This is a genomic window from Fundicoccus culcitae (assembly GCF_024661895.1).
GTDB classification, from domain to species: Bacteria; Bacillota; Bacilli; order Lactobacillales; family Aerococcaceae; genus Fundicoccus_A; species Fundicoccus_A culcitae.
In genome coordinates this window covers 202,638-220,308 of sequence record NZ_CP102453.1, presented here as the reverse complement: position 1 = coordinate 220,308, position 17,671 = coordinate 202,638, and the positions used below count along the sequence as shown (strand labels likewise).

Sequence of the window (17,671 nt, the reverse complement as noted above, 5' to 3'; positions counted from 1 at the left end):
CCCTATTTGACTGTCGTTGGTTCAACCATTTTTTAATATGCAGAAAGTGAAGGACGTTGAAAAAGTTAATAGATATAAGCAAATAATCCATGGCGTATAAAAATAAGGATCACTAAATGGACTGGATAGATGACATACATCCAACGAAAATTTGCTCTCCCTTTTTGTCCATTATAAAAATAAATTAAGATAAATGACAGCGAGGCTGTTAGTTGTAAAAATCCCAGCACGGCACCGGCAATACATTGATACAAACGTTTATCCCGTAACACATAGAGAATATAAATGAAAAACACGCCATAGGCTCCATAATCCACTTGAAGCCATTCGGCCATAAAAATAATCCCTAGGGGAAATAAAGTACCTAAAAATTGATTGTCCCACCTATCACTACTCCAAATCGCTATGAGACCTAAACTCAAGGTGAAGAAAATATTCTGATAACTCATATCAAACCAACTCTGATTAAATGCTAAATCAAAGGGAATTTCCGATAGTAGAGCTAAACTAATTAAACGAAGGAGATATTTATTAAAATTGTGGGTGTGGCTATAACCTTCAACAATTAGGAAGGCGAAAATCGGAAAGGCTAAACGACCAATTAAGCGACAAACAAGATAAACGGTCTCCCAGTGATTAAAGCCTAGAAAAGATGTCAAACTTAAGGGTTCTATTAATATAGCACCTATGTGGTCAATTATCATCGTTAGCATAGCGATCCATTTTAAGGTAGATGCTGTTATGGATAATCTATTGTTGTGTGTCATCGAATAGTTTTAAATACCTCATTTGATTTTCGGCTTTGGTAAAACCCATATATTCATAATATTGATGAGCATTTTCTCTATATAAACCTGAGTTTATGCGAATACCAGCTAAACCCTTTTCTTTAGCTGACCCGTATAAGGCTTCAATTAGTAGCCGACCTATTCCCAACCCTTGGTTGTCTTCTGACACAACTAAGGCTAAGATATTCGCTAAAGGTTTATCATATAAGGTTTCATATAATTGCGCATGTATATAACCAACCAATTTGCCGTTATGCTCATATCCTTGAATAAAATGTTGTTCTGGTTTACTCAATAGATGTGCCAAACGTTCTTTGGTAAACGTATAGTCGGCTCGAAAACCTAATTCAAAACTATTCAACTCATGAATCCAGACTGCGTCATTGATTTCAACATCCCGAATCAATTTACTCACACCTTCCTAATAAATATATTTGCTAATTTCTCTATCATTATTTTAACATAAGATAGCATCTAAGAATAAATAAAAATCATTATTTAGAAAAATTATTTGCTTTTGATAGCTGTAGATAGACGTAAGCCATAAATGATATCATAAGTGATTTGAATAGCACCTGTCTTTTGCATATTTAAATAATTAATTTGATTGTCTTGCAAAATAGCTAGGACTTCGGGATGGGGATGATTATAACGATTATCAACGCCTGCGGATATAATCGCTAATTGAGGTTGTAAATGTTGAATAAATTGCGGATCTGTACTGTTTCTAGATCCATGATGGCTTAGCTTTAAAAAGGTTGCCTTCAGTTGAGGTAATTGTTCAATTAAAATTAATTCGGTTGCTTGATTAATATCACCTACATTTAAGAAATGACTATCTCCCAGTGTGATATGCACAATCAAAGACGAATTATTTGATGCATCATCATCATACATTAGCTGACGATTCGCTAACGAATAAATATCAAGCGCTCCAAAACTTAGTTTTTCCCCTTGTTTTAATACCCATAACTTATCGATGTTTTTGGGGTTTTTATTTAAAAAAGATTTCCACAGTTGTGAATGTTCGATATATTCAGAGATAATATATTGTTTAACTGGAAAATAATCGACGAGTGTATACAAACTTCCCATGTGATCAACATCCGGATGACTTAAAATTAAGCCATCTATTTGTTGAACTCCGAGTGCTTTTAAAGCAGGAATGATATTATTGTGTGCATATTCCAAATCGACCGGAATGGGATCGTCTTTCTTTTCCCAGTCCATACGACCGCCTGTATCAATTAACCAATGCTGATTGCTAAAAGCGGGTTGATATAATAAAGCATCCCCTTGACCCACATCGATGACCGTTAATGTGGAGCAAATAGACAAATAAGGCCAACAAAAAATGACGATTAGATAAATGGTGCTAACTATTATGATCGCTTTTTTTAAACTTCGCTTAGATTCTGTCATCCATGCCAAAGCGGCTAACCACAACAATGATTGGCGCGTATTAGATAAATAGCCCGTTTTAAAGATAAAGTGGTTAAATATAGGGGTATGGGTGATTGGGAGCATGATGGTTAAATACAGCCATTCAATCCCATTAAAAAGCTGCAGGCGTATATTATTTAAAGGCAAGATAAATAAGGAAGTTGTAAAAAAAGCAACCGGCATGATTATTTTTTCGAAAAATAGGCCAAAAAACATACTAATGACTATTTGTAGGCTATTCCATTCAAAATGCTGATTTAAAATGATGGGCCAAGAAAAAAGTAAACAAGCAAAGGTTATATAAAACGACAGACTTAATTTTGCTTTATTGTTGGCATTGCTTACGGTAAAATGCACAATATAGGTCATTAGGAAGCTTAAAACAAAACTCAACGATTGTACGTACTTGGGATTAACCAGCAATAAGAGTGTTCCTACTATTCCTAAACAATCTAAAGAACTAATTTTCCAATTAAAGCGATAAACCGCCTGCCGGAACACGTAGACACTAATGGCACGAATAACACCCACAGGCCAACCGATTAAAGAACCATATAAGCATAAAATGAAAATAATTATTTTTTGAAGCCATTCATGGATAACGCCCACTCTTAGTAAAAGATAACGCAGCAACCGAATGATAATATGTATATGTAAGCCTGACACCGCAAAATAATGAATTATCCCCCAACTAACGAACTGTGAACGTTGATCACGATAATACTCCGATTGTAAATTCCACAATATTTTATTATGTAGAGCGACCCATGCATTAGCCTCCCCCTTTTTCATTGGCTGAAGTAAAGCGGCTTGGAAGTTTTTAAACCCACTCGAAAAATGGCTGCTCTTTTGGATGCTTTGCACCGTTTGAATCTCTAATTGCCAATAAATATCAAGTGCTGCTAAATAATCCGCATAGCTAAAGACATGAAAATTGCGATTAGGGCTAGGACGCGAGATAACACCTTCAACGACCCACTCTGTTTGTTGTTCTAAGGTTTCTTCAGTAAGCACAAAATCGCCTTGATGAAAATAAATGACATCGATCATCTCACCGTTTTTTAGCCGCCCTTTTGTCGATAAATAATTAGGTTGATCATTAATATCTAAAGGATTAATGGTGATGTTTAAACGGACTGTTTCACCGGCTTGAACAAAAATAGCTAATTGATCCTTGGTGTTTGATTGATACATAAGAAGTCCAAATAATCCAAGCAAACAAATGGCACACAGAATCCAGAGCTCCCGCTTTTTAAGTAAAACTAATCTCCCAAAGATGGCTAACCACAGAAAAACAGTTAAGCTATTGATTTCATTGAATAATTGAAGCGTTGCGAAAACAAACAGAAATAAGAACGTCCAATGGAATTGTAATTGTTTCATGCTGTTCGTATTCATTCAGATACCTTGATTAAATCTTGTAATTGTTCAAATGTCTTACTTCCAATACCACTTACATTTAGTATTTCTTCAATCGTTTGAAAAGAGCCATTTTGGGTTCGATATTGAATAATAGCTTCAGCTTTTTTGGGACCAATATTAGGTAAACTTTCAAGTTCAATTTGAGAAGCGCTATTGATATTAATTAAACCATCATCGGCTGGTGTGTCTGGTCCAACAATCATTAATGGCTGAATGGTTTGTGTCTGCATTTGACTGTCCAATAACGATTCAGAGGTTAACTCTGATTCACGATAAATATAAATCATCATCTGATCGTCTAACAATTGGGCTAAATTAACCTGATTGGTCAGGGCGTCTGGCAAGAAACCTCCCGCTTTTTCGATTAAATCAAATAAACGGCTGCCTTGTGGCAAAGCATACATATTGGGATAACTAACTGCTCCCTTAATATCGACATAAATCAAGGTGTCCGTACTTTCTGTGTCCACTATCTCTACGTGTGATTCAATAACAGCCACCGCTTCATCCCTATCAGTAAAATCTTCAAGAACAAACACCTGATTTGACTGATTAGAAAGATAAAACATGCCACTTAAAATAACGACCAAGAATACCCCTATGCCCAAACCAATAAATACCTTATTTTTTACCCATCCATGCTTATTCATGGATCAACCTCCTTTAAAAAAGTCTCTACTTATAAATACACTTTTTAAGGCGGATTCCACTTTTATTTTTTTATAAATTTTGGTATAGTAGATTCATTAAGAAAGGTTGTGTGAGGATGTATTTAATCTAAAAAATATCAGCAGTCGAAATAAGTTCCAATAAGAGCTAATTTCGTGCGGTCTTTTTTAGATTAAAGCTTGAAGTTTCAAAAAACAATAGGTGTTTTTTGAATTTCTATTCAAGAAGAGACTAAGCGAAATGTAGCTTAGTCTCTTTTTTTACTGGAGGAAGATTTTATGTTACAAATCAATCATTTATCAATTTCACATAACAGAAGCTTAGCCCCTATTATTGACGATTTAACGTTTGTCATCAATCCTGGAGATAAAATAGCAATTATCGGTGAAGAAGGCAATGGGAAATCAACCCTTTTGAAATGGATCATGCGTGATCCGTCTTTGGAGAATCATTTTCTGATTGAAGGCACTATCATTAATCAATTTAGCCGCTTAGCTTATTTACCTCAGTCACTGCCAACTGAATTAGAAGATTTATCGGTTGAAGACTATATCTATAGCTATCAAACAGATGAATATTTTGATTATAATTTGCTCTTTCAATATGCTAACCAATTGAATATAGCTAGTGAACAATTGAATAGTCAGCAATTGTTAAAAACACTATCCGGCGGTGAAAAACTAAAAATACAATTACTGAAAATGTTGAGTTTAGAAGCGGACTTGTTATTATTAGATGAACCTTCTAATGACTTAGATATTGCGGCTATTTTATGGTTAGAACGCTTTATCAAACACAGTCAAGCGACTATCTTATATATTTCACATGACACTGAATTATTATCTAAAACAGCCAACGGGATTATTCACTTAGAGTTGTTACAGCACAAAACCATTGCTAAAAATACCGTGGTTCATTTAAGCTATGATGAATATGTCGCCCAACGGCAAGCCCAATTCCAACGCCAAACCAAGTTGGCCATTAACCAACGCTCAGAACATCAAAAACGTATGGAAAAATACCGGCAAATTGAACAAACCGTTGAGCATCAACAAGAGACAATTACTAGACAGGACCCTGCAGGTGGACGGCTCTTGAAAAAGAAAATGCATGCTGTAAAATCAATAGGTAAACGCTTTGAAAAAGAAACCGAATCGTTTGAAGAAATGCCCATTCAGGAAGATGCGATTAATATTCGTTTTTCTAATGTCTTACCCTTGCCACAAAACAAACAAATTTTACATTGGGTCAACCAACCTATCTATCAAGGCGATAAATTACTCATTGAAAAAGTCGATTTTTCGATAAAAGCCCCCGAAAAAGTAGGTATAATTGGTGCCAATGGTATCGGTAAAAGTACCTTATTAAAACAAATATGGCAAGCGTTACGAGAGCGAACAGATATTAAAGTCGGTTATTTCCCACAAGATTATTACGAATTACTTGCAAAAGAAGAAACGCCTATCACCTTCTTACAACACGATTATTCAGCTGACGAAAAAACACAAATCATGACTTACTTAGGTAGCATGCGTTTTACCCAAGATGAGATGCATCAACCGATTCAACAATTATCTGGTGGTCAGCGTGCAAAATTATTGTTATTGCAATTTGATTTAGGTGGACATAATGTTCTCTTACTCGATGAACCAACGCGTAATTTCTCGCCCTTATCGCAAAATCAATTACAGGAGTTGTTTATTGATTTTCCAGGTACCATCATTGCGATTTCACATGATCGTTCATTCCTCAAAAATGTTTTTCAAACAATTTATGAGCTAGATGAAAACGGCCTTAAACAAATCCCTAAAGAGCGATTAACGAATTAGTTTATCACACAAGAAAACCGTCAGCATCTCATCATTCAATGAGATGCTGACGGTTTTATGCATACAACGGATTTAACACATGTTATGTCTTACTTTGGATAGTTATACTTAACTTTCATCGCTTGTTCAACTTCTTCTGGAACCATCTCACTAATGTCACCATGAAAAGTTGCAATTTCCTTAATTAAACTCGAACTTAAATAACGATATTGATTATCGGCATACAATAAGACCGTATCAAGCTCATCATTTTGCTTTTTATTAATAATATCAATGTTACTTTCATACTCATAATCTTGCGAATTACGCAAGCCCCGTATCATTGCTGTTCCATTCACTTTTTTAAAGTAATTGGCAACTAAATCATCTTCTAAAACATCTACTTTCACATTCGCGATATCTTTAATTACTGCTTCAATAAGTGCAAAGCGTTCTAAAGCAGTAAACAAAGCCGTTTTGCTTGTATTAACGGCAATCAGTACTATGACTTGATCAAAAATTTTTGAACTTCGCTTAATTAAATCAAAATGTCCATTCGTTAAAGGATCAAAACTACCAGCAAATATGCCTATCCTTGTCTTATTGTTCATTACTCAGCCTCTTTCATAGATGGTAATCTTCGTTTGCCCATAAATTTTCTGTTTTACTTGTTTTAATTGCCTAATTTCCATAGGTAAATCGAAATGATGATCAGTTTCGCAAATAATTCGAGCATGGTTAGCGATTAAAGCGTGTTGCTCCAACCATTCAATATCATCTACAATGGCTGCTTTGGCATAAGGTGGATCTAAAATAATCAAATCGAAACGTATGCTAGCATTTTTAACCAGGTATTTATTTAAGGATTGACGATTGTTCCCCTTTAAGATGATAAAGTTGTCTTCTGCCTCTAATTGAGCGATGTTGGCTTCAATCGTTTGAATCGCTGGACGATACATTTCCGTAATAATCGCTTGATCCATACCACGTGAGACGGCTTCGATTGCCATGGCTCCACTTCCACCATAAAAATCTAAGCAAACGCCTCCTTCAAAATACCCCCCCAACATATTAAAGACACTTTCTTTAATCTTATCCGTTGTCGGACGCGTATTTTCACCTGGAACAGCCTTCAAACGCCGGCTACCATAGATACCAGCTACCACCCTCATACGGTTTCCTCTTTATGTGACTGTTTTTTTGATATTTCTAAGGATTGCGCTAAATTATGAAGGAAATCTTCCGATTGTGTCTCCACTTCTTTTCGTTGATTGGGGTCAATACGATTAGGAATGGCGTCTTTAAATGTCATATCAATCTCATCACGATGGGAAACATCCACTTGACGAATAAAATGCAGCTGATTCAATTGCTTAATAACCGAAGGCGCTTGTTGCTTATCAACGTACATAACAATGTATTTCGATTTTTTACTTGTATAATGAATATAACCATACTTGCGTAAATTTTTAACATGTTTTAACGTATAAACCCATATAATTAGAGCTTGACGTTCAACCATTTCAAAATCCATCTAACTTCCTCCTTCCCCTTTTATCACACTTAAAGTCTGATATGAAGCCACCACGCGCTTATCATCAATAATAAATATCTCTGCAATTCCAATGGCAATTAAACTAACAATCATACTTGTACCACCTGAACTAATAAAAGGCAAAGTCACACCTGTCAAAGGTATCAAGCCTGAAATCCCACCTACATTTACTAATGTTTGGATTAAAAATAAAGAAGCAATTCCACTAATCACATTACGATTATAGGCTTGTCGACACATGGCCGCTCGTCGATATAGATAAAATACTAATCCAAAAATTAACATTAAGACAAGAGCAACACCTACCAGACCCGTTTCTTCTCCGATAACAGCTAAGATAAAATCGGTGTGCCCCGCAGGCAGCGAACCCCGTTTGGTTATTCCTAATCCAAGTCCTACCCCAAAGAAGCCACCTCGACTAAAGGCTAAATAACCATTAATCAATTGATACCCCGCTGTTTGCTCAAAGGCAAACGGATCAACAAAGGAACCAATCCGTTCTAGCATATAATGTCCCGAATTAACCAATTGATCAGAATACCTATTCGCTAATAGAATGATGAGACCATATAAAATAATGGATAAACTCAGAAACACGACGTTTGTTTTAAAACTATAATGATTGGGAAAATAAATAAAAGCTAAAGTTACTAGCATAATAATAAGCATACCAAAATCTGGTTGTAAACCGACTAAAACAATTGTGGCAAATAATAAAACCATCGCCATCAATGAATGCTTGTTATTAAAAATTTCGCTCGAAAAAATTCTTAAGCTTTTAAAATGCGAAACGATATAGCTAACTAATAAGATATTCGTAATTTTGGCTAATTCACTAGGTTGGAATGAAAAGCCACCAATTTCAATCCAGGATTTTGCTCCCCCCATAATAACCCCTACTATAAGGGTTAAAATTAAAACAATGACTAATATAAGCTGGACAGCCAGCAATAAATTAATCTCTTTAAAAAGCTGAAAAGGCAAGATTAGCAAGATACCCAGTCCCACAAATCCGATGATGACAGACAAATATTGTGTCATAAATGATCCAAAAGGATCACTTATACCTGTTTCAGGATCTGGGATATACATAGTGGCACTAAATACAGAAAAGAGCCCTATCAGAATGAGTAACAAGGTAATAATTAAGATGGGATAATCAATTAATTGAAACTTTTCTTTGATGGCATCCTTATTTAAATCAGGTCTGATACGTTGCCATACTTTTGAAGTATAAAGTTTTATATCACTTATAGAAGGCAAGTAAAATGCTTCTCTCAAACTAGCAAGACCTCCTTTATAAATTTCATCTCTTATTATAGCATTATTAACCGCATAAAAAAAAGAACATTTCTATATTTATGTTAAGCTGTTAAAACTTAACATAATATTTGAAATGTTCCTTGTGTTTTACTTATAAAACTAATCTTTTAGGTAACTTTCAATTAGCCTAGGCGTTCTTCTACTTTATCCCAATTAACAATTGACCAGAAGGCACTAATATATTCAGGTCGTCTGTTTTGGTAGTTTAAGTAATACGCATGTTCCCAAACATCTAATCCTAATAAGGGTGTTAAACCATTGGTAACAGGATTATCTTGGTTTGGCGTTGAAACTACGCTTAATTTGTCCCCATCAAGAACCAGCCATGCCCAACCAGAGCCAAAGACAGCCGTTGCTGCAGCTTCAAATTTTTCTTTGAAGGCATCAACTGATCCAAAATCAGCTTCAATTTTGCTAGCTAGAGTTGCTGGAATTTCATTATTTTCTGAAGGAGATTGTAGTTGTTCCCAGAATAAGGTGTGGTTTAAATGTCCGCCACCGTTATTGCGTACAGCTGTTTGGATATCTTCTGGTAAACTAGCCCAATTTGTAACTAAATCTTCGACCGTTCTATCTGCAAATTCAGTACCTTCAACAGCAGCGTTCAATTTGGTAACATAAGTATTATGGTGTTTTGTATAATGGATTTCCATAGTTGCTGCATCAATAGCAGGTTCTAAAGCCGCATATTCATAAGGTAATTTTGGTAATTCAAAAGTCATTAGTTTTCCTCCTAAAATGATTGATACTTAGACTTTATCAAAGAACGATACAAATTACTAATTTAATGCTCAAATTCTAATTTTAATGTATTTTAAAATGAACTAGACTTAACTAACAACATACATACGTTAACTAAAGCATCGCAACTATGCTTCAGAAATCAAAAGTAGTTCTTTTAATCTTCTTTTTTCAATTTTTTATTAGCTTTTTCGCGTTCACTTTTATCTAAAATTTGTTTGCGTAAACGAATGCTTTGAGGAGTCACTTCACAGTATTCATCATCATCCATGAATTGAATGGATTCTTCTAAGGTCATTATTCTTGGACGCTTAATCACGCTAGTTTGATCTTTAGTTGCAGAACGCACATTGGTTAATTGTTTGGCACGCGTAATATTCACCGTCAAATCATTTTCACGGTTATGCTCGCCAACAATCATTCCACCATAAACTTCTGTCCCAGGTTCAACAAAAATTGTTCCCCGGTCTTCTAAGTTCATAATTCCGTAGGTTGTTGCTTGACCATTATCAATTGAAACCAGTGTTCCATTGCGACGACGACCAATCGGACCGTCAATAACCGGTAAGTACTCGTCAAAGGTATGATTCATGATTCCATAACCGCGTGTGATAGACATAAATTCCGTCGCAAAGCCGATTAAGCCGCGCGCTGGAATTAAGAAAATCATTCTAACTTGTCCATTCCCAGTATTAACCATGTCAGCCATCTCAGCTTTTCGTTGGCCTAACGATTCAATCACGGAGCCCATATATTCCTCTGGTGTATCGATTTGTACTCTTTCAAAGGGTTCATGCATTTTGCCATCTATTTCTTTTAAGATTACTTTTGGACGGGATACTTGAAATTCAAAACCTTCACGACGCATATTTTCAATGAGAATTGAAAGGTGTAGTTCCCCTCTTCCCGATACTTTAAACATATCAGGTGATTCGGTTGCTTCAACTTTTAATGACACATCCGTTTGCAATTCTTGCATCAAACGTGCTTCTAGATTTCTTGAGGTAACATATTTACCTTCTCTGCCGGCAAAAGGTGATGTATTGGTTAAAAAAGTCATTTCCAAGGTAGGTTCATCAATATGCAAGGCAGGCAATGCTTCGGGATGATTAACATCCGTTACCGTTTCACCCACGAAGATATCGTCCATACCAGATAAGGCAATTAAATCGCCAGAAATCGCTTCTTTAACTTCCACACGGTTTAAGCCTAAAAAGCCTAATATCTTACTAACACGGAAGTTTTTCTTACTACCATCCACTTTAATTAACGTAACTTGATCGCCTTCTTTAATGGTCCCACGAAAGACACGACCAATCCCAATTCTTCCGACATAATCATTGTAATCTAACAGAGATACTTGGAATTGAAGGGGTTCATCACGACTATCAATCGGAGCAGGTATGTATTTTAAAACCGTATCAAAAATGGCATCCATTGAGTTTTCTTGATCATTAATATCATCAGATAAGCTAGATGTCCCATTAACAGCTGAAGCATAAACAACGGGGAATTCAAGTTGCTCATCATCTGCACCTAATTCAATTAGCAATTCTAAAACTTCATCGACCACTTCAGCTGGACGAGCGGATGGTTTATCTACCTTATTCACAACAACGATTGGTGTTAAACCTTGTTCTAAGGCTTTTTTCAACACAAAGCGTGTTTGAGGCATTGTTCCTTCATACGCATCAACGACGAGAATAACACCATCAACCATTTTTAAAATACGTTCAACTTCACCACCAAAATCCGCGTGCCCCGGGGTATCGAGAATATTAATATGGTGTCCTTTATAATTAACCGCCGTATTTTTAGCTAAAATAGTAATTCCGCGTTCTCTTTCGATATCATTGCTATCCATAGCTCTTTCATCGATTTGTGTATGTGTATCTAACGTATCAGATTGTTTTAATAATTCATTAACCAAAGTCGTTTTACCGTGGTCAACGTGAGCGATAATTGCAATATTTCTTAAATCATTTCTTTTTTTCATCCCATGCTCCTATTCAGTCGGGTTTAGTAAATTAATTGCTTCTTGGTGTACATCTTTGTGTGCAAAGATGACAGATGAACGTTTGAGGATATTGATTGGTTTGTTTTCAAGGGTGGTCACTTTCATACCTAACGAAGAACAAATAGCGTAGCCAGCTGCAAAATCCCAAGGACTTAAGGCATGGCTAATATAAATGGATGCTTCCCCTCTAATAACGCTGATGACTTCCAATGCCGCTGATCCATAAGCTCTAGCACCAAGTGCCTTTTTATAAACGGCTTGGGTATTATGAATATTATTAACAAACATCCCAACATTCCCCATAACTAAACTTTGATCAATGGATTGATATTGCTTTAGTTGAATGGGTTTATTATTAATAAAGGCTCCTTCTCCAACGATTCCAGTATACAAATAACCTGCCATAACATCGTAAATATAACCTGCAACGGGTTGACCATCGTAAAAAAGGCCAATCATAATCCCAAAATTATTCTTTTGTTTAACAAAGTTCAATGTTCCATCAATCGGATCGATTATCCAGACCATTCCACTAACATCGGTTACTTCTTCATCAACGATACCTTCTTCACCTATAATTTTATGTTCAGGATAGTAAGTACGGATTTTATCGACTAAAAATTTTTCAGTTTGTTTATCCATTTCTGTCACTAAATCACTCGCACTCTTTTTTTCCTCAACAATTAAATCACGATTTAAGGCAGATTGCAATTCTTCTGCTGCTAGCTCTAACCAAGATTGAATTCGATGATGCATTAAAAAATCGAACATTGTTTCCTCCTGTTATAGTTTAATTACGGTAGATGAATGAGCTTTTTGACTTAAAAGGTCTTTCATTACTTTTACGACTTGATAGATTGAATAGCCACTTTCTTGCGTGTAATTTCGATCAATTTGTTTCTCTTCACTTTTACTGGTTACGATTTGTTTAAAAGCTAGATAAGCCGTTTGAAAATCTTTCAATCTAATTCCTTCAAGATAGGCTTCTTCTACCTTAGAGAGAAAATTAACGACAATTACTATTTCTTCCGTTGACCAATCTGAATTAATTGGAAAGGAATAACCTTCCATCTCATCCCCCCTAGTTCCAACATATACTATACCTTATTTATGACATAAAGAAAAAACTTTTTTCGATTAAAGCCCTTTCAAGCGAAAAAAGTTCTCTATAGTGCAAAAAGAACTTCAGAATGAGTCAAAAACTCATATCGAAGTCTTGGTTATTTAGCTATTTCATTAACAAGTTCAAAATATTTGTCAATAAACTCATGCAACAAATTAGCTACCGGTGTATCTGTTTTCGTATAATAGACCTCTTTACCTATACGTTTCCCTTGGATCAATTTTTTTAATTTTAAACTTTTTAGATGATGTGAAATAGCTGCAGTACTCATTCCTATAATGGCAGCAAGATTGATGCCACATTCTTGTGTATGACAGAGTATCCAAAAAATTTTTAGTCGCGTACCATCGCCTATTTGATTGAAAAACGAGGCTGCTTCATTAAAGGCTTCGGTTGATGGCATTACTTGAACTAATTCTTCAAGTGTATTGCCATGATCGTGCGGTAATTTTGAATTCAAGATAACTTCACTCCTATTCTTTACCCTTATATCCTAGCGAATATTGACTGCTTTTGTCAATTGTAATCATTCCTATTAACCGAAGTGAGGAGCAAGAACTCAAAAAACTCTTCCAAATAGCTTAAATGGAAGAGTTTTAGATGCAGTGATATTTATTTAAGGGTTAAATATGAATTGGTTTGCCTAAGGCTAATTCAGATGCATCCATGACAGCTTCTGCTAACGATGGATGTGAGTGAATAGTTAATGCGATATCTTCCGCATTCATACCACTTTCAACAGCTAAAGTTAATTCAGCAATAACATCAGATGCATTTGGACCGGCTACTTGAGCACCCACAATCACATTATCTTCTTTAGTCGTAACTAAACGGACAAAACCAGTTGTGGCATTCAATGATAAAGCACGTCCATTACCTGCTAGTGGGAATTTAGAAGCTTTCACATCCAAACCTGCTTCTTTAGCTGATTTTTCTGTATGACCCACTGAAGCTAATTCAGGGTCAGTAAAACATACAGCAGGCATAGCAATGTAATCTACTTCTGATGGTTCCCCACTGATTACTTCAGCAGCAACTTTGCCTTCGTAGCTTGCTTTATGAGCTAAGGCAGCACCAGGTACCGCATCACCAATCGCAAAGATATTCTTCACATTCGTCCGGCCTTGTTTGTCAACGTCAATAAGTCCGCGTTCACCAACGGTTACCCCAGCTAGTTCTAAACCAAGGTTGTCAGTGTTTGGACGACGACCAACCGTTACTAAACAATAGTCAGCTTCGACTGTTTTAGTTTCACCATTGGTTTCATAGGTTACAACGACACGGTCACCATTAACTTCTGCACTTTTAGCAAAAGCATTTGTAACAATATCGACCCCTTTGTTTTTCTTGAAATCTTGTTCAACTAAACGAACCATATCTTTTTCAAACGTTGGAATGATTTGTCCAGTACCTTCAATAATGGTAATTTTAGTTCCAAAGTTAGCATAAGCTCCAGCTAATTCTGAACCAATATAACCACCACCGATAACAACCATTTCTTTAGGAATGGCTGGTAACGCTAAAGCACCCGTCGAATCAATAATTCTTTCACCAAATTTAAAGCCTTTAATTTCGATTGGGCGGCTTCCAGTAGCTACAATCGCATTTTTGAATTCATACGTTTGAGCTGACTCTCCATGAATAACGCGTAAGGTGTTAGCATCAACGAAGAAGGCTTCACCTTGTAAAATTTCAACTTTATTTTTCTTAAGTAGCATTTCAACGCCACCTGTTAATTTATCAACGACTTCATTTTGTTTCCACTCTTGAGTACGTGTGAAATCAACGGTAATTTCTTTTGCATTAATACCAAAGAAATCTCCATGAAGCGCATTATGATACACATGTCCTGCATTGATTAAGGCTTTTGAAGGAATACATCCAACATTTAAACAAGTCCCACCAATATCGGCTTTTTCAATAATCGTTACTTTTTGTCCAAGTTGTGCAGCACGAATGGCAGCAACATACCCACCAGGGCCTGAACCAATAACGACCGTATCTAATTCAATTGCGAAATCTCCTACAACCATTTAAATTTCACCTTATCCTTCCATTAATAACAAATCTGGATCAGCTAATAAACGTTTTAATTCATTCATCGCATTTTGAGCTGTTGCACCATCGACAACACGGTGGTCAAAGCTTAATGATAATTTCATCATACGGCCAACAACAATTTCACCTTCAGCATTGACAATTGGTTCGGTATTGATTGTTCCTAAACCTAAAATAGCTACTTCAGGATAATTGATAACAGGTGTAAACCATGAGCCGCGAGCTGAACCAATGTTTGAGATGGTGATTGTTCCATCACTCATATCAGAAGCAGATAATTTACCAGCATGAGCCGCCGTTGCTTTTTCATTGATTTCATCAGCGATGTCAAACATTGATTTAGTGTTTGCATCTTTAATATTTGGTACATACAGGCCACGTTCCGTATCTGTAGCAATACCAATATGGTAGTAGTCCTTATAAACGATTTCTTGTGATGCGTCATCAATTGATGAATTTAACACTGGGAATTTTTTCACAGTAGCAATTAAAGCTTTGACAACATAAGGTAAAAAGGTTAATTTAGTATCGCGTTGAGCAGCAATGTCTTTAAATTTCTTACGGTGATCCCATAATGCAGAAACTTCAACTTCGTCAAATAGCGTTACATGAGGCGCTGTATGTTTAGAATTAACCATGGCTTTAGCGATTGATTTACGCATGCCAGACATTGGTTCACGACGTTCACGGTCAGCTTCTTTTGACTTAAATGGTTTCGCTTGAGTTGTAGTTGTTACAGCTTGTGCTTGAGCTTGGACTGGTGCTGTTGTTGTTTGTGGTTCAGCTATCACTTCAGTTGTTGCTTGAGGAGCAACATCCGGATTATAATTTTCGATATCTTCTTTTAAAACACGTCCATTTTTACCGCTACCGGCAACAGCTCTAATATCAATTCCTTTTTCACGTGCAAATTTTCTAACAGATGGCATCGCAATGACACGTTTATTTGGATCAATTTCTTGAGCTGAATTATTTCTTTCAGTTGCCACAGCTTCTTCTTTAGGTTGTTCTGCAACAGGTGAAGCAGGTGTAGATGGGACCTCAGTCGCTGCATCTTCAGCATCGCCTTGGTAATCAGGTGAAGCAATTTCGACTAATACATCGCCTACTACCGCTACGGTACCTTCAGCAGCATGGATTTTAACAATTTTTCCAGCTAAAGGTGAGGGTAATTCTTCAACGGATTTATCATTTTGGATTTCAACCAATGGTTGATCTTCTTCGACTTGATCGCCTTCTTTAACTAACCAAGAGACAATTTCACCTTCAACGATACCTTCACCTAATTCAGGTAATTTGAATTTAAAATTAGCGCTAGTTTTAGGGGCTGCAGGTGCTTGGGGTGGTGTTGCCGGCGCAGCTTGTGCTGCTGGCGCTGTAGCCACAGGAGCTGCGGGTGTTTCTTCATCATCTTGGTGATCAGGTGAATCGATTTCGACTAATACATCGCCTACAACGGCTACTGTTCCTTCAGGAACAACGATTTTTTTAACAGTTCCTGAAACGGGAGAAGGTAATTCTTCAACTGATTTATCATTTTGAATTTCTACCAGTACATCGTCTTCCTTGATTTCATCGCCTTCTTTGACTAACCAAGTAACAACTTCACCTTCGACAATTCCTTCACCTAATTCAGGTAATTTAAATTTAAATGCCATGGTTTAGATTCTTCCTTTCTTCATATGCATAAATAAATGACTAGGAAATAGTGAGCAAATTATTTGCCCACTATCCCATAATAATGAATTAGAATTCGTTCGTTTCGCGAATTTTTGCAACTATATCATCCGCATTTGGTAACCAGTCTTTTTCTGCTTGACCGAACGGGAAAATAGTATCAGGTGCAGCAACAAAACCAATTGGTGCTTCAAGTGATAAGATGGAACGTTGTGAAATTTCAGCCACAACACGGTTACCTACACCGGCTTGACGTTGTGCTTCTTGAACCACTACAACACGACCCGTTTTTTCGGTCGTTGCGACGATTGTTTCAATATCCAATGGTTGAACTGTACGTAAATCAACCACTTCCACTGAAATACCTTCGGCTTCTAAAGTTTCAGCAGCTTTTAATGCTTCGCGTACCATTGCGCCATATGTAATGACAGAAACATCCGTACCTTCTTTTGCTACATTAGCTTTTCCTAATGGAATAGTATATTCTTCTTCAGGAACTTCTTCACGGAAAGAACGGTAAAGTTTCATATGTTCTAAGAAAAAGACAGGGTCATTGTCACGAATAGAAGAAATTAGCAAGCCTTTTGCATCATATGGATTTGATGGGATAACTACCTTAATACCAGGTGATTGAGCAAGTAAACCTTCTAAGTTATCCGCATGTAATTCAGGTGTATGTACGCCACCACCAAAAGGTGCGCGGAAAGTGATTGGTAAATTGCGTGTATTCCCCATACGGTAACGTGTACGAGCCGCTTGACCTACAACTGAATCCAAGACTTCAAATACAAATCCAAAGAATTGAATTTCAGGAATTGGTCGGAAGCCTTCTAAAGCTAAACCAATTGCCAATCCACCAATACCGGATTCAGCTAAAGGAGTGTTGAACACACGATCCTCACCAAATTCATCTTGCAATCCTTCTGTTGCACGGAATACACCACCGTTTTGACCAACATCTTCACCGAAGATTAAAGTACGATCGTCGTTGCGTAATTCAGTGGCTAATGCTTCAGTAATTGCTTGAATCATTGTTTTTTGTGCCAT

Annotated in this window: 17 protein-coding genes; 1 reads left to right on the top strand and 16 read right to left on the bottom strand. The window is 36.5% G+C overall.

Features of this window, described 5'->3' with window-relative positions:
- Positions 1 to 65 precede the first annotated feature (65 nt).
- From NRE15_RS01080 to NRE15_RS01065, 4 genes are all read right to left on the bottom strand, one after another.
- Positions 66 to 713, bottom strand: coding sequence for a TraX family protein (locus NRE15_RS01080; RefSeq protein ID WP_313793797.1), 648 nt, complete (start codon positions 711 to 713; stop codon positions 66 to 68).
- A gap of 37 nt (positions 714 to 750) precedes the next feature.
- On the bottom strand, positions 751 to 1,194 hold the full coding sequence (locus tag NRE15_RS01075) for a GNAT family N-acetyltransferase (protein ID WP_313793796.1): 444 nt from the start codon (positions 1,192 to 1,194) through the stop codon (positions 751 to 753).
- Positions 1,195 to 1,295: 101 nt separating this feature from the next.
- Positions 1,296 to 3,614, bottom strand: coding sequence for a DNA internalization-related competence protein ComEC/Rec2 (locus tag NRE15_RS01070; RefSeq protein ID WP_313793795.1), 2,319 nt, complete (start codon positions 3,612 to 3,614; stop codon positions 1,296 to 1,298).
- 11 nt (positions 3,615 to 3,625) lie between these two features.
- Complete coding sequence (locus NRE15_RS01065; protein WP_313793794.1) at positions 3,626 to 4,303, bottom strand: helix-hairpin-helix domain-containing protein; 678 nt, start codon at positions 4,301 to 4,303, stop codon at positions 3,626 to 3,628.
- A 297-nt stretch (positions 4,304 to 4,600) separates the two neighbouring features.
- On the opposite strand from NRE15_RS01065, the gene NRE15_RS01060 reads away from it, so the two are divergent.
- Positions 4,601 to 6,151 carry an ATP-binding cassette domain-containing protein gene (locus NRE15_RS01060; protein ID WP_313793793.1) on the top strand — a complete coding sequence of 517 codons (1,551 nt, stop codon included), beginning with the start codon at positions 4,601 to 4,603 and terminating at the stop codon, positions 6,149 to 6,151.
- 89 nt (positions 6,152 to 6,240) lie between these two features.
- Here the strand turns inward: NRE15_RS01060 and coaD are convergent, their stop codons facing one another.
- The 12 genes from coaD to NRE15_RS01000 form a co-directional block, all read right to left on the bottom strand.
- The gene (coaD, locus tag NRE15_RS01055; protein WP_313793792.1) at positions 6,241 to 6,741 is read right to left on the bottom strand and encodes a pantetheine-phosphate adenylyltransferase; all 501 of its coding nucleotides are present in this window, start codon (positions 6,739 to 6,741) and stop codon (positions 6,241 to 6,243) included.
- Positions 6,742 to 6,744: 3 nt separating this feature from the next.
- Complete coding sequence (gene rsmD / locus NRE15_RS01050; protein ID WP_313793791.1) at positions 6,745 to 7,302, bottom strand: 16S rRNA (guanine(966)-N(2))-methyltransferase RsmD; 558 nt, start codon at positions 7,300 to 7,302, stop codon at positions 6,745 to 6,747.
- A complete protein-coding gene (locus NRE15_RS01045) occupies positions 7,299 to 7,664 on the bottom strand; it encodes a YlbG family protein (RefSeq protein WP_313793790.1) in 366 nt (121 codons plus the stop codon). The genes rsmD and NRE15_RS01045 overlap by 4 nt, the downstream gene beginning before the upstream one ends.
- On the bottom strand, positions 7,665 to 8,966 hold the full coding sequence (locus tag NRE15_RS01040; protein WP_313793789.1) for an FtsW/RodA/SpoVE family cell cycle protein: 1,302 nt from the start codon (positions 8,964 to 8,966) through the stop codon (positions 7,665 to 7,667). It abuts the gene before it with no gap.
- Positions 8,967 to 9,130: 164 nt separating this feature from the next.
- Entirely contained in the window at positions 9,131 to 9,730 is a 600-nt protein-coding gene (locus NRE15_RS01035; RefSeq protein ID WP_313793788.1) for a superoxide dismutase, read from the bottom strand.
- Between the two features lie 176 nt (positions 9,731 to 9,906).
- Positions 9,907 to 11,745, bottom strand: coding sequence for a translational GTPase TypA (gene typA / locus NRE15_RS01030; RefSeq protein WP_313793787.1), 1,839 nt, complete (start codon positions 11,743 to 11,745; stop codon positions 9,907 to 9,909).
- Between the two features lie 9 nt (positions 11,746 to 11,754).
- Positions 11,755 to 12,537, bottom strand: coding sequence for an inositol monophosphatase family protein (locus NRE15_RS01025; RefSeq protein WP_313793786.1), 783 nt, complete (start codon positions 12,535 to 12,537; stop codon positions 11,755 to 11,757).
- A 12-nt stretch (positions 12,538 to 12,549) separates the two neighbouring features.
- Entirely contained in the window at positions 12,550 to 12,837 is a 288-nt protein-coding gene (locus tag NRE15_RS01020) for a UPF0223 family protein (RefSeq protein ID WP_313793785.1), read from the bottom strand.
- A 149-nt stretch (positions 12,838 to 12,986) separates the two neighbouring features.
- Complete coding sequence (locus NRE15_RS01015; RefSeq protein ID WP_313793784.1) at positions 12,987 to 13,349, bottom strand: ArsR/SmtB family transcription factor; 363 nt, start codon at positions 13,347 to 13,349, stop codon at positions 12,987 to 12,989.
- 163 nt (positions 13,350 to 13,512) lie between these two features.
- A complete protein-coding gene (lpdA, locus tag NRE15_RS01010; RefSeq protein ID WP_313793783.1) occupies positions 13,513 to 14,922 on the bottom strand; it encodes a dihydrolipoyl dehydrogenase in 1,410 nt (469 codons plus the stop codon).
- 12 nt (positions 14,923 to 14,934) lie between these two features.
- Positions 14,935 to 16,605, bottom strand: coding sequence for a dihydrolipoyllysine-residue acetyltransferase (locus NRE15_RS01005; protein ID WP_313793782.1), 1,671 nt, complete (start codon positions 16,603 to 16,605; stop codon positions 14,935 to 14,937).
- Positions 16,606 to 16,693: 88 nt separating this feature from the next.
- Positions 16,694 to 17,671, bottom strand: coding sequence for an alpha-ketoacid dehydrogenase subunit beta (locus NRE15_RS01000; RefSeq protein ID WP_313793781.1), 978 nt, complete (start codon positions 17,669 to 17,671; stop codon positions 16,694 to 16,696).

Coding starts and splice junctions, on each gene's coding strand:
- NRE15_RS01060 (WP_313793793.1), top strand. CDS start 4,601: ATGTTACAAATCAATCATTTATCAATTTCACATAACAGAAGCTTAGCC.
- NRE15_RS01070 (WP_313793795.1), bottom strand. CDS start 3,614: ATGAAACAATTACAATTCCATTGGACGTTCTTATTTCTGTTTGTTTTC.
- typA (WP_313793787.1), bottom strand. CDS start 11,745: ATGAAAAAAAGAAATGATTTAAGAAATATTGCAATTATCGCTCACGTT.
- NRE15_RS01035 (WP_313793788.1), bottom strand. CDS start 9,730: ATGACTTTTGAATTACCAAAATTACCTTATGAATATGCGGCTTTAGAA.
- NRE15_RS01045 (WP_313793790.1), bottom strand. CDS start 7,664: ATGGATTTTGAAATGGTTGAACGTCAAGCTCTAATTATATGGGTTTAT.
- coaD (WP_313793792.1), bottom strand. CDS start 6,741: ATGAACAATAAGACAAGGATAGGCATATTTGCTGGTAGTTTTGATCCT.
- NRE15_RS01000 (WP_313793781.1), bottom strand. CDS start 17,671: ATGGCACAAAAAACAATGATTCAAGCAATTACTGAAGCATTAGCCACT.
- lpdA (WP_313793783.1), bottom strand. CDS start 14,922: ATGGTTGTAGGAGATTTCGCAATTGAATTAGATACGGTCGTTATTGGT.
- NRE15_RS01080 (WP_313793797.1), bottom strand. CDS start 713: ATGCTAACGATGATAATTGACCACATAGGTGCTATATTAATAGAACCC.
- NRE15_RS01025 (WP_313793786.1), bottom strand. CDS start 12,537: ATGTTCGATTTTTTAATGCATCATCGAATTCAATCTTGGTTAGAGCTA.
- NRE15_RS01005 (WP_313793782.1), bottom strand. CDS start 16,605: ATGGCATTTAAATTTAAATTACCTGAATTAGGTGAAGGAATTGTCGAA.
- rsmD (WP_313793791.1), bottom strand. CDS start 7,302: ATGAGGGTGGTAGCTGGTATCTATGGTAGCCGGCGTTTGAAGGCTGTT.
- NRE15_RS01065 (WP_313793794.1), bottom strand. CDS start 4,303: ATGAATAAGCATGGATGGGTAAAAAATAAGGTATTTATTGGTTTGGGC.
- NRE15_RS01020 (WP_313793785.1), bottom strand. CDS start 12,837: ATGGAAGGTTATTCCTTTCCAATTAATTCAGATTGGTCAACGGAAGAA.